The organism is Mesorhizobium sp. WSM4819 (assembly GCF_055811215.1).
Genome location: NZ_JBVVQO010000002.1, coordinates 40,177 through 52,429, shown reverse-complemented (window position 1 = coordinate 52,429; position 12,253 = coordinate 40,177). Strand labels below are relative to the sequence as shown.

Here is a 12,253-nt window from a genome sequence, read left to right as displayed (position 1 = left end):
CCAAACACAAAAAAACCGGCCGCGAAAGTCGCAACCGGTCGTACGGCCTTTCGGCCCGACGGTCCTTTAGCGACTTGTTTAACGTGGCTGCAAGCCGACCGGCCAAATCACCACGGGATAACGATCCTTTAGACCTGCACCGCGCTTGCGTCAATTGCCGGCATGATTAAGAGGTTTGTACCAGCGGGTTCCACGGCAAGAACCTGCGACAAGACGAGACCACGCCCGGCCTTCGAGCGGAGCCAGCTTTGCGGCAGACAGGCATTCTTCCGGATCAGGATATTTCCGTGCTGTACCAGTCGGGCGCGCTGAAGTCGCCGCGCGCGCTCGACGCCGACCAGGTCCAGCCGGCCAGCCTGGACCTCAGGCTTGGCGACAAGGCCTGGCGGGTGCGCGCCTCCTTCCTGCCCGGCCCCAACCACAGGGTTGCTGAAAAACTCGACCGCCTGAAGCTGCACGAAATCAATCTCACCGATGGTGCGGTGCTGGAGACGGGCTGCGTCTATATCGTGCCGCTGCTCGAGAGCCTAGCGCTTCCGGCAAACATTTCCGCCTCGGCCAACCCAAAAAGCTCGACCGGGCGGCTCGACATCTTCACCCGGGTGATGACCGATCGCGGCCACGAGTTCGACAAGATCGCTGCCGGCTACAACGGCCCGCTCTATCTCGAAGTCAGCCCGCGCACCTTTCCGATCATCGTCCGCGCCGGCTCGCGGCTGTCGCAGATACGGTTCCGCACCGGCAATGCGCTTTTGTCGGAAAGCGAGCTGCACGAATTGCACCGTGCCGAGACGCTCGTCGCCACCGAGCCGCCGAACATTTCCGGCGGCGGCATCGCACTGTCGATCGACCTCGATGGCGACAAGGACGGGCTGGTCGGCTACCGCGGCAAGCACCACACCGGCCTGGTCGATGTCGACAAGCGCGCCGCGCAGGATGTCGTCGATTTCTGGGACCCGCTCTACAAGAGCGGCGCCGGCGAACTGGTGCTCGATCCGGACGAATTTTATATCCTCGTCAGCCAGGAAGCGGTGCATGTGCCGCCGCTCTATGCCGCCGAGATGACGCCCTTCGATCCGCTGGTCGGCGAATTCCGCGTCCACTATGCCGGTTTCTTCGATCCGGGTTTCGGCCATTCGGCCTCGGGCGGCACCGGCAGCCGGGCCGTGCTCGAAGTGCGCAGCCACGAAGTGCCGTTCATCCTCGACCACGGCCAGATCGTCGGACGGCTGGTCTACGAGCACATGCTGAAGCGGCCGCAGGCGCTCTACGGCACAGATCTCGGCTCGAACTATCAGGCGCAGGGCCTGAAACTGTCCAAGCATTTTCGCGCCGCGCGCTGATCGCCCGCTAAGATCAGACCATGCTTGCCTGACCTTACGGGTCGTGCTTGGCTGTCTTAGCCGTCAATACGGTTGGAACAAGGGGAACAAAAAATGCAGATTTCAAGATGGATCGCATCGGCAGCAACAGCCGTCATGCTGGCGATGTCAGTCGGGTCGCTGTCGGCGCAAGCACAGGAAAAGTTGAAGATCGCCACTGAAGGCGCCTATCCGCCGTTCAACACCATCACCGCGGATGGCAAGCTCGTCGGCTTCGACATCGACATCACCAATGCGCTTTGCGCTCAGATGAAGGTCGAATGCGAACTTGTCACGCAGGACTGGGACGGCATGATCCCGGCGCTCCAGGCCAAAAAATTCGACGCCATCATCGCGTCCATGAGCATTACCGAGGAGCGCAAGAAGCAGGTCTCCTTCACCAACAAATACTATACGACGCCGCTTTCGCTGGTGGCCTTGAAGGACAGCGATATTGCCTCGACCGAACCGGCGGCACTCGCCGGCAAGACAGTCGGCGCCCAGGCTTCGACCACCCAGGCCGACTATGCCCAGGATGTCTATGGCAAGGCCGGCGCCGAGGCGAAGCTCTATCCAACCCAGGAGGAGGCGGTCGCCGACCTGATGAACGGCCGTCTCGATGCCGTCCTTTCAGACAAATTCGTGCTGATGGACTGGATGAAGAAGTCGAGCGACGACTGCTGCAAGATGGTCGGCGACGTCAAGGGCACGGAGACCGAAGCCGGTATCGCCGTGCGCCAGGAAGACAATGCGCTGCGCGAAAAGCTCAACGCCGCAATCGACGCGATCGTCGCCGACGGCACCTACAAGAAGATCCAGGCCAAATATTTCGACTTCGATATTTATTGAGGCGTTGAAGCTGCGCGTTCTTCCTTCTCCCCTTGTGGGGGAAGGTGGCCGAGCGAAGCTCGGTCGGATGAGGGGTGTTCCAGGGAACACCAACGTCTCATTCCTTCCAGCACCCCTCATCCGTCTCGGCGCTGCGCGCCAACCTTCTCCTTCTCCCACAAGAAGGGGAGAAGGAGAAGGTTGGCGCCTAAAGCGCCTTCACCGCGACCTTCACCGGCTGCTCGATTTCCAGCGGGTTGCGCAGCGGCAGGCCGAAATCCTTGGCCTCGATTTCGAAGACATCGCCGGCCTCGGTCCTGACGCCGTCGGCGAAGGACAGTGTCGCGGTGCCGAACATGTGCACATGCACGTCGCCCGGCTGGCGGAAGGCCGAATATTTGAAGTGGTGATGTTCGAGGTTGGCTATGGTGTGCGACATGTTCGCCTCGCCCGACAGGAAAGGTTTTTCCCACAGCAGCTGGCCGTCGCGGAGGATGCGCGAGATACCCCTGACGTCGGACGGCAGGTCGCCGATCAGGATCTCCGGTCCGAACGAAGCGTTGCGCAGCTTGGAATGCGCGAGGAAAAGATAGTTCACGCGCTCGGTGACGTGATCGGAAAACTCGTTTGACAGCGTGAAGCCGACGCGGAACGGGACGCCGTCGTCGCCGATGACATAGATGCCGGCGACTTCCGGCTCCTCGCCGGCATCCTCGGCGAAGGCGGGCGACAGAAGTGCCGCACCGGGCGCCACTGCCATGGTGCCGTTGCCCTTGTAGAACCATTCCGGCTGCACGCCGGTCTGGCCCGTGGCCGGCTTGCCGCCCTCCAGCCCCATGCGGAACATCTTCATCGAATCGGTGAGCTGCTCCTCGCCGTCGCTGCTGAGCTTCTTGTGCATGGAATCGCGGGTCGCGGCGGAGCCGAGATGTGTCAGCCCGGTGCCGGTGAGGTGGAGATGCGCCGGGTCGGGATGGTTGATCGGCGACAACAGCCGCCCCTTCTTGTAGGCGGCATCGAGGTCGATTGCTTCACCAAAACCCTTGCGCTCGATGAGGGCGACAAGCCCGGTGCCGGTGCGCGCGGCCTCCATCGCCAGCGAATAGACGCTGCGGGCGCCGTTGATGATTCTGGTCTTGCCGCCGTTGCGGGCGATGACGCGGATGGTCTCCGCCTCGTCGAGGATCTGGGAAATCAGCATGACGTACCCTCTCTCAATTGCCTTGGCCGGCCTGCCGGTCTGGCAAGCTTTTCCTGGCGCAGCTCGGACGGTGTCCGCGCCACGGGTGAAATTCTTCGTCCGGATTGCGCTCGCGGGCCCGGTCCCCTGGGGGGACTTCCTTGCGTCGCCCGGCAGCGCCGCGATGTGACCCGTGCCTCCTAAAAGCGCGCCGCGTTTGAAAACGGGCCCGCTTTAATCCTTGCTTTCATGCGTGCCGTTGTCCCAACACGCTGCACACGTTTGGCGACATGCATGAGTTCCCTCGCCCTCAAGCCTTGTTCTTGTTGTAGACGTCGAAGACCACGGCGCCGAGCAGCACCAGGCCTTTGACCACCTGTTGCCAATCGACATTGACGCCCATGATCGACATGCCGTTGTTCATGACGCCCATGATGAAACCGCCGACCACCGCGCCAACCACCTGACCGACGCCGCCCATCGCCGAAGCGCCGCCGATGAATACAGCGGCGATGACGTCGAGCTCGCTGCCGAGGCCGGCCGCCGGCACCGCCTGGCCAAGGCGCGCCGCAATAATCAGCCCGCCGAGCGCCGAGAGCACGCCCATATTGATGAACACCATCAGGGTCAGCCGCTCGGTCTTGATACCCGATAGCTGCGCCGCCTTGGCATTGCCGCCCATTGCGTAGATGCGGCGGCCGACCGTCATGCGTTTGGTGACGAAGACGAACAGCGCAATCAGCACGCCCATCACCACGAGAACGATTGGCAGGCCCCTGTAGGTGGCGAATTGGTAGACCAGAAACAGCGCCAGGGCGCTGGTCACCACGGTCTTGACGACGAACAGCGAGAAGGGCTCGGCTTGGTAGCCGTGCCGCTCGCGGCTGCGCCGTGCCCTGAGCCCGAAATAAGCATAGGCGACCACGGCGACGATGCCGAGCACGATCGTCGTCATGTGCAGCGTCAGGCCGCTGCCGACGATTGTCTTGCCGGCGGCGTTCACGACCGGCGGTATCAGCGTCAATGAGCCGATCACGTCGGGAATGAAGCCGGAACTGAGCGCCTTGAAGCCGACCGGAAGCGGCCCCACGGAAGACCCCCCACCCAGCAGCGCCTGGCAGATGCCGCGGAAGATCAGCATCCCCGCCAGCGTGACGATGAAGCTCGGTATTCGGTGATAGGCAATCCAGTAGCCTTGTGCCGCGCCGATGGCACCACCGACGATCAGGCAGATGATCGACACCACCAGCGGATTGCTGAAAGGGCCGAGAGGCCAGATGACCATCATCATCGCCGCCAGCGCGCCGATGAAACCGGCGACGGAGCCGACGCTGAGATCGATATGGCCGGAGACGATCACCAGCAGCATGCCCAGCGCCATCACGATGATGAAGCTGTTCTGCTGCACCAGGTTGCTCAAGTTCACCGGTTTGAACAGCGTTCCGGACGTCGTGTACTGGAAGAACACCATGATGGCGATAAGCGCCAGGATCAGGCCGTATTCGCGCAGGTTGGTGACCAGCGCCGAGACAGCAATGCGCGGCCCTTGCTGCACATCTTCGGCGACGCCGCTTTTCGGGACGGGACCGCTTTCGGTGCTCATGATGCTTTTCCTTCTCCGCGAACGATGGCGCGCATGATCTTTTCCTGGCTGGCATCACTCGCCGCCATTTCGCCGACGATACGTCCTTCGTTCATGACATAGATACGGTCGGTGATGCCGAGCAGTTCGGGCATCTCGGACGAGATGACGATGATCGCCTTACCCTCGGAGGCGAGCCGCGCGATGATCGTGTAGATTTCATACTTGGCGCCAACGTCGATGCCGCGCGTCGGCTCGTCGAGGATCAGCACCTCCGGATTGGCGAACAGCCATTTCGACAGCACCACCTTCTGCTGATTGCCGCCGGATAGATTGCCGGTCATCTGATAAACGCTGGACGAGCGGATGTTGGTCTTGGCCTTGTAGTCGTTGGCGACGGCGAGCTCGCGCATGTCGTCGATCACGCTGTGGCGCGACACGCCGGGAAGATTGGCCAGCGTGATGTTGTGCTTGATATGATCGATCAGATTGAGACCGTAGGTCTTGCGGTCTTCGGTGACGTAAGCAATGCCGTGTTCGACTGCCTTGCTGACAGAGGAGACATCGATGGGCTTGCCCTTAAGCAGCACCTCGCCGGTGATGCCGCGGCCGTAGGAGCGGCCGAACAGGCTCATCGCGAATTCGGTGCGTCCGGCGCCCATCAGCCCGGCGATGCCCACCACCTCGCCCTTGCGGACGTCGATATCGATACCCTTGATCACTTGCCGCTCGGCATGGATCGGATGATAGACCGACCAGTTCTTCACCTGGAGCACGACCTCACCGATGTCAGGCTCGCGCGACGGATAGCGGTCGTCCAGCGAGCGGCCGACCATCGAGGTGATGATGCGGTCTTCCGAGATGTCCTTCTTGGCCAGCGTCTCGATCGTCCGCCCGTCGCGGATGATCGTGACCTTGTCGGCGACCCGGTTGATTTCGTTGAGCTTGTGCGAGATCAGGATCGAGGTGATGCCCTGCCGCTTGAATTCGAGCAGCAGGTCGAGCAGCGCCTGGCTGTCCTTTTCGGACAGGCTCGCCGTCGGCTCGTCGAGGATCAGCAACTGCACTTCCTTGCTGAGCGCCTTGGCGATCTCGACCAGTTGCTGCTTGCCGACACCGATATTGGTAATCAGCGTCTTGGGGTCTTCCTTGAGGCCCACCTTCTTGAGCAGAGCGCTGGTGCGCGTTTCGTTGGCGTTCCAGTCGATGATGCCGTAGCTGGCGTGTTCGTTGCCGAGGAAGATGTTTTCGGCGATCGACAGCATCGGCACCAGCGCGAGTTCCTGGTGGATGATGACGATGCCGCGGCGCTCGCTGTCGTGGATGCCTTTGAAATGGCACTCATCGCCGCGATAGACGATTTCGCCATCATAGGTGCCGGCTGGATAGACGCCCGACAGCACCTTCATCAGTGTCGACTTGCCGGCGCCGTTCTCGCCGACAACGGCGTGGATCTCGCCTTCCTCGACGCTGAGGTTGACATTCGAAAGCGCCTTGACGCCGGGAAACGTCTTGGTGATGTCACGCATCTCCAAAATCGTCTGGGCCATCGGCAATACCACTCCTGCGAGGTCCGGAAACATACCGGGGTCGTTCACTGACGAAGCGGGGCCCTGCGTTGCGCAGGACCCCGGGTTTTACGTCTGCGGTTACTTCAGTTCTTCGGCCTTGATGTAGCCGGAATCGACCACCAGTTCCTGGTAGTTCGACTTGTCGACATCATGCGGCGTCAGCAGGATCGAGGGGACGACCTTGACGTCGTTGTTGTAGGTCTTGGTGTCGAGGCCTTCCGGCTTGCCGCCCGAGAGCACCTTGTCGACGAGCTCGACCGTCGCCTTGGCGAGTTCGCGGGTGTCCTTGAACACGGTCGAGTACTGCTCGCCGGCGATGATCGCCTTGACCGAAGCGGTTTCGGCGTCCTGACCGGTGACGATTGGCCATGGCTGATCGGCCGTGCCGTAACCAACGGCGCGCAGTGAGGCGATGATGCCGCGCGACAGGCCGTCATATGGCGAGAGCACGCCATCGACGCGGCTGCCATCCGAGTAGTGGGCGGAGAGCAGATTGTCCATGCGGGCCTGGGCGGTGGCTGCCAGCCAGCGGAGCGTGCCGACCTTGTCCATGCCCATCTGGCCGGACTTCACGACGAGGGTCTTGTCGTCGATCAGCGGCTGCAGAACGGACATGGCGCCGTCGTAGAAGAAGAAGGCGTTGTTGTCGTCAGGCGAGCCGCCGAACAGTTCGACGTTGAACGGACCCTTGTTCTCGGGATAGCCGAGGCCCTTGAGCAGCGATTTCGCCTGGATGACGCCGACGCCGAAATTGTCGAACGTGGTGTAGTAGTCGACATTCGGGGTTTTCTTGATCAGCCGGTCATAGGCGACGACGACGACGCCGGCGTCAGCCGCCTTCTGCAGCGCGTCCGACAAGGTGGTGCCGTCGATCGAGGCGATGATCAATGCCTTTGGGCCCTTGGTGATTTCGTTTTCGAGCTGGCTGAGCTGATTGGGGATATCGTCCTGCGCATATTGCAGGTCGACAGTGTAGCCCAGAGCCTCGAGCTGGGACTTGACGGCGTCGCCGTCGTTGATCCAGCGCTGCGAGGTCTTGGTCGGCATCAGCACGCCGATGAGGCCTTCGCCTGACTGCGCCGGGACCGTCATGGCCGCGATGCTAAGGGCCGCGACGGCGGCCAGTGTCTTGATGATCTTCACATTAACTCTCCCTGGTTGATGGACGCGCACCCTGGGTTTCGTGGGCCGCGCGATCGTGCAGGAGCGCCAAAACGCGCCGCTGCCGCCAAATCGATCTCCGGTATCCTCCCAATCGGCCCTGAGACTCTGGTTCCGGTCGATGCGATTTTTCTCGCTGGCGACGGTCAGGTTTCAGGACGCGCAAAGGTGTGGCGCTTTGCCATAACTGTCAAATGCGATCTTTGGTAGTTGCTATACCCAAACTGGTATACTGAAAGTGGCCAAAAGAATTGAAAGTGGCCAAAAGATCGGGCCGGGATTGCCGGCCGGCCACCAGCGAGGAGCAAACGGAGATCATGGCGGCGCTACGGGATTCTGGCGGACTTTCGGATGGTTATGGGCAACGTCCCGGCAGGAGTGAGACCTTGCTGCGCAGCGGCCTCAGTCTGCGCCACATGCGCATGATCGCAGCCCTCGACGACCATGGCCGGGTCAGCGCGGCAGCCCAGGTCATGAACATCTCCCAGCCCGCCGCCTCGCGCATGATCGCCGAGATGGAGGCGGTGCTCGACGTCAAGCTGTGCGAGAGGCTGCCACGCGGCATCACGCTGACGCCCTATGGCAAGGCGTTGGCGAGGCGCGCACGTTCGATCCTGCTCGAGATGCGCGAGGTCGACCGCGAGATATCCGAGCTCAAGGCGGGCAAGGGCGGCTCGGTGTTCCTGGGCGCGGTGACGGCCCCTGCAATCGAGCTCGCCGTGCCGGCGATCCGCGAGATCCGGCGCATCTATCCGCGTATCGAGATCACCATGCAGGTCGAGACCTCCAATGTGCTGGCGCGCGAACTGATCGCCACACGTCACGATTTCATCATCGCGCGCATCCCCGAGGACCTCAATCCGCGGCTGTTCGAGGCCCGCGTCATCGGCGTCGAGAAAGCCTGCCTCATCGTGCGCCGCGGCCACGCGCTGGCCAAGGGCAAGGCGGTGCGGCTGGAGGAGACCGCCGCCTATGACTGGGTTTTCCAGTCGGGCGGCTCGCCGCTGCGCCAGGCGATGGAGAGCAATTTCCTGAACCGCAACATCGCGCTGCCGGACCGCATCCTCAACACCAGCTCGCTGCTGCTCACCCTGGTCATGGTCGCGCAGTCGGACGCCATCGCGCCGGTGTCGATCCAGGTGGCGAAGTTCATCCAGAACCCCGAGTCGCTGGCCGGCGCCATCGACGTCGTCCAGACCGAATTCGACATCGAGGTCAGGCCATACAGTCTGATCACCGTAAAAAATCGCGTGCTTTCGCCGGCGGCCAAGATGCTGCACGACTTCATTTTGCGCGAGGTGGGCTGACGGCGTTAAGTCAAGCGATCCATTGCCAATCCACTCTTCGGCCATGTCGCTTCAATCCCGGGTCGCTTCAATCAGAATATCGCTCGAGCGAAGGAACCACACCGGGCCGTGCCGCGTCATAGAAGCGGGCTCCTGTGCAGGGCCCAGGGAGCTATCGATGATCAGGCTTCTCCTCGTCTTCGCCGCGATGCTTGCCGTCGCGTGCGGCGGGGCGCGTTCGGCCACGCTGGACCTGGCGACCGTCAATCAGGCCCAATTCACCGCCGGCGAACCGAAGGAGGTCGATCCGACGCTGCTCAAGGCGCAGATTCTTTTGGATCGCGCCCGCTTCTCGCCGGGGCTGATCGACGGTCGCCTCTCAGAGAACTTCGCCAAGGCACTCGCCGCCTTTCAGCAGGCGAACGGACTCCGATCCGATGGCAAGCTCACTGCGGAGACCTGGCGCAAGCTCACGGCGACCTCCGCCGACCCGGTGCTGGTCACCCATGAGGTGACGCGCAAGGATTTGCGCGGACCTTTCACCAGGCGTATTCCGGCTCGCATGGAGAGGATGGCCCGTCTGCGGCGGCTCGCCTATCGCAACGCGTTGGAGAAGCTGGCGGAGCGCTTCCATGTCAGCGAAAAGTTGCTCAGGATGCTCAATCCGGGCGCCGGCTTCAGGAAGCCCGGCAAGACCTTGATCGTGCCTGATGTTGGCCGCGGCGATCCTCCCGCCGGCGTAGCCGGCATCGAGGTCGACAAGGGCGCTCGCCTGGTGCGCGTGCTCGATGCTTCCGGCAAATGGCTCGCAGTCTACCCCGCCTCGATCGGCAGCGATGAAAAGCCGGCGCCAAGCGGCACGGCGCAGGTCAAGCGCGTGGTGCGCAATCCGACCTATCACTACGATCCGGATTTTGCCTTCAAGGGAGTCAAGACCAAGCGTCCCTTCACCATCGCCGCCGGGCCGAACAATCCTGTGGGATCGGTGTGGATCGATCTCTCCATCGAAAGCTACGGCATCCACGGCTCGCCCGAACCTGGCAAGATCGGCACAACCTTCTCGCATGGCTGCATCCGATTGACCAATTGGGATGTCGAAGATCTCGGCCCCATGGTGCAGCCGGGCACGAAGGTCGAGTTCAAGGACGAGACCGCCGGCGCCGTCGACGAGCTTGCCCCGTAGCAAAGCGGACTGGCCCGCCACCTGCTCTCGCAAGGCCCGGGCGCGCGCCGGAGACGATGCCGGATGACGTCCTATGGACCTGGCCTTCAGGCCGGTGGCGAGCTACGAGGTGGCTGAAGACCCGTCCGACGACCCCGGCAAACGATCGCGAATGGCTTCCTCAGTTTTGTTTGCGGTCGATTCCACAACTTTGCCGACCTTGCCTGCTAGGGTGCCTGCATCTCCACCCGAGCCTTGCCGGTCGGCCTCTTCCTTGACCGTTTCGTAGGCCTCGGAAGGCTCATGGTCGGACTGCATAATGACGCGCCACGCCTAGCTCTCATTAAGGTCAAAGCTCACCGGAAGGTTGTAGTCTATTGCACGATTGGCAATCATGTTCGCCAGGTCGGAATCTGAGACCGAACATGCCGGTACGATCTGTTTGAGCGCCTTAACGGCGAGCCCCGTCGATATGAAACTATGGCGCCGCCTCCGACTATTTACATACTGTTCGATGAGATTTTCGAGCTCACGCATGTGCAATCCTTCTTTGACGTCAACTGTGCCAATTGAACCCAGCCGTAATCGATCCGGAGCGAGGGCTCATTCACATTGTTTATTTGACGAGAAATCTTGATGCCGCATCAGTGCGCCGACGCGTCTTGGCCGAGGGCGGTCACCGTGGCTCATGGAAGAGATTTAGGTAAGTCGTATCAAAGTCGGCCAGTAAGGCCAATCGCTGGAAATCAAGGATAACAATCCTCCGGTCTTTCCAGATAACCAGGTCCTTCGCTCGAAGCTCCTGCAGTGTCCGATTCACGTGAACTACAGATAGACCAAGCACGTCCCCCATTTCCGCTTGCGTCAGTGGAATAGCGAACTTCTGGTCAGAGGCCAATCCGACTATCTCTAATCGGACATACAACTCGCAAATTATATGTGCGAGATGCTGTTTGGCGGAGCGACGCCCGAGGCAGGTTATCCAAGTCCTTTGGATCGAGGCGTCGATAGTCGTCGAAAGCCAGAGCATCCGGGTGAGATGTGGACTTCCACCCATTGCTGTAAGCAGGTCTTTGTGTCGAATGAAAACTACATCGCACGAACCCAGCGCGCTCACGCTGTGATCCATCACTTTTAGCAGTAAACTATGCAGATCGACGAAGTCACCCGGCACGTGAATTGCCGTTATTTGACGCTTTCCTTCCCGAATAGCCTGGTTTCGAACTGCGAACCCATTCGCGACAAGGCAGCTTTCGGTGGGGCGGGATCCCTCCCTGACGATCTCCTCATCGGGTCCGAAAGTTACCGGCCGAACCGGAAGAGCCTCAATGAGCGCGATCTCGTCTGGCGGCAGGGTGTCGCGGCAGTCGAGCATCTGAACCAGGAGGTCTTTGCCGAACATCGCGGTGCCTTTTGAGCAGATCAGGCATCGAGTTCCAGCGGCTCGTGCCAATTGACATGCCGCAGGTCCCGAGCAACTACGACTTGGCCGCCTGTCGGACACAGATAGAAAAGGTCGCTCTCATGTTTGACTTCTTCGCTATGTCGCTTGCCGGTCATGGGCGGCTCTGGTTGTGAAAAGTTCGGTCGTCGTTCGAGATCCGTTCTTGTGTGGTCACGGCGTTTCCGAGCTTCCGAGCCTCCCGATAAAGGGTCTCGCGATCATTGCCGTGCTTGCCAAAAAGCTCGCGGATCTGCGGTATTGAGAGGCCGAACTTGGTAGCGAAATAGCGGAATTCATAGTCTTGGTCGCGCGCGACGCGGTTTCCGTCGCCAGAACCTCTATTGCCCTTGTCGTCGGCCATTTTGGTTCCTCCCTGGCTGGCCTTCAGATCAAACGCAACGCGGATCGGCATCTTTTGTTGCCGCCTCTTATTAGAATCACGTTATGTTCTGTTCAGCTGATATAGGCCGCTCACCTAGACCTGATGATGTGGTCCTGTGAGGTGCGGCGCCGGCCGGCCCGACTGGGTAAGCTGGAGCGGGTAGCGGGAATCGAACCCGCGCGTTCAGCTTGGGAAGCTGACAGGCTACCATTACATCATACCCGCGCAGCAGCCTCGTTACCACGCAAGCCGGCATTCGGGCAATCGTTATGCGTGCACTCGTGTGCACTCATGCC

At 61.2% G+C, this 12,253-nt stretch carries 11 protein-coding genes, 1 tRNA gene and 1 riboswitch; of the genes, 4 read left to right on the top strand and 8 right to left on the bottom strand.

Translation table 11 applies throughout. The features are described 5' to 3' along the window. Positions 1–46 precede the first annotated feature (46 nt). Positions 47–124, bottom strand: a riboswitch (SAM riboswitch). 124 nt (positions 125–248) lie between these two features. Together AC0L18_RS02360 and AC0L18_RS02355 are read left to right on the top strand one after the other, a co-directional pair. Further along, positions 249–1,343 (top strand): 2'-deoxycytidine 5'-triphosphate deaminase, encoded by a 1,095-nt coding sequence (locus tag AC0L18_RS02360; protein WP_473490476.1) that lies wholly within the window; start codon positions 249–251, stop codon positions 1,341–1,343. Positions 1,344–1,436: 93 nt separating this feature from the next. After that, the gene (locus tag AC0L18_RS02355; protein ID WP_023802191.1) at positions 1,437–2,210 is read left to right on the top strand and encodes an ABC transporter substrate-binding protein; all 774 of its coding nucleotides are present in this window, start codon (positions 1,437–1,439) and stop codon (positions 2,208–2,210) included. A gap of 187 nt (positions 2,211–2,397) precedes the next feature. Here AC0L18_RS02355 and araD1 read toward each other — a convergent pair whose 3' ends face one another. The 4 genes from araD1 to chvE form a co-directional block, all read right to left on the bottom strand. Then, positions 2,398–3,390, bottom strand: coding sequence for an AraD1 family protein (gene araD1, locus AC0L18_RS02350; protein WP_473490475.1), 993 nt, complete (start codon positions 3,388–3,390; stop codon positions 2,398–2,400). Positions 3,391–3,679: 289 nt separating this feature from the next. Beyond that, complete coding sequence (mmsB, locus tag AC0L18_RS02345; RefSeq protein WP_473490474.1) at positions 3,680–4,972, bottom strand: multiple monosaccharide ABC transporter permease; 1,293 nt, start codon at positions 4,970–4,972, stop codon at positions 3,680–3,682. Continuing rightward, positions 4,969–6,501, bottom strand: coding sequence for a multiple monosaccharide ABC transporter ATP-binding protein (mmsA, locus tag AC0L18_RS02340; RefSeq protein WP_128169180.1), 1,533 nt, complete (start codon positions 6,499–6,501; stop codon positions 4,969–4,971). The genes mmsB and mmsA overlap by 4 nt, the downstream gene beginning before the upstream one ends. Positions 6,502–6,600: 99 nt before the next feature. Next, on the bottom strand, positions 6,601–7,665 hold the full coding sequence (chvE, locus tag AC0L18_RS02335; protein WP_473490473.1) for a multiple monosaccharide ABC transporter substrate-binding protein: 1,065 nt from the start codon (positions 7,663–7,665) through the stop codon (positions 6,601–6,603). A gap of 335 nt (positions 7,666–8,000) precedes the next feature. Between chvE and AC0L18_RS02330 the strand changes: the two genes are divergently transcribed. Continuing rightward, positions 8,001–8,990 carry a LysR family transcriptional regulator gene (locus AC0L18_RS02330; protein ID WP_473490672.1) on the top strand — a complete coding sequence of 330 codons (990 nt, stop codon included), beginning with the start codon at positions 8,001–8,003 and terminating at the stop codon, positions 8,988–8,990. 157 nt (positions 8,991–9,147) lie between these two features. Next, the gene (locus AC0L18_RS02325) at positions 9,148–10,152 is read left to right on the top strand and encodes a L,D-transpeptidase family protein (protein ID WP_473490472.1); all 1,005 of its coding nucleotides are present in this window, start codon (positions 9,148–9,150) and stop codon (positions 10,150–10,152) included. A 102-nt stretch (positions 10,153–10,254) separates the two neighbouring features. Here AC0L18_RS02325 and AC0L18_RS02320 read toward each other — a convergent pair whose 3' ends face one another. The 4 genes from AC0L18_RS02320 to AC0L18_RS02305 all read right to left on the bottom strand — a co-directional run bounded on the left by AC0L18_RS02320 (position 10,255) and on the right by AC0L18_RS02305 (position 12,182). Beyond that, positions 10,255–10,449, bottom strand: a complete 195-nt coding sequence (locus tag AC0L18_RS02320) for a hypothetical protein (protein ID WP_473490471.1) — start codon at positions 10,447–10,449, stop codon at positions 10,255–10,257. Positions 10,450–10,807: 358 nt separating this feature from the next. Next, positions 10,808–11,506 carry a Crp/Fnr family transcriptional regulator gene (locus AC0L18_RS02315; protein WP_473490671.1) on the bottom strand — a complete coding sequence of 233 codons (699 nt, stop codon included), beginning with the start codon at positions 11,504–11,506 and terminating at the stop codon, positions 10,808–10,810. Positions 11,507–11,687: 181 nt separating this feature from the next. Beyond that, complete coding sequence (locus AC0L18_RS02310) at positions 11,688–11,936, bottom strand: DUF3606 domain-containing protein (RefSeq protein ID WP_473490470.1); 249 nt, start codon at positions 11,934–11,936, stop codon at positions 11,688–11,690. Between the two features lie 172 nt (positions 11,937–12,108). After that, positions 12,109–12,182, bottom strand: a tRNA-Gly gene (locus tag AC0L18_RS02305). Between the last annotated feature and the right edge of the window lie 71 nt (positions 12,183–12,253).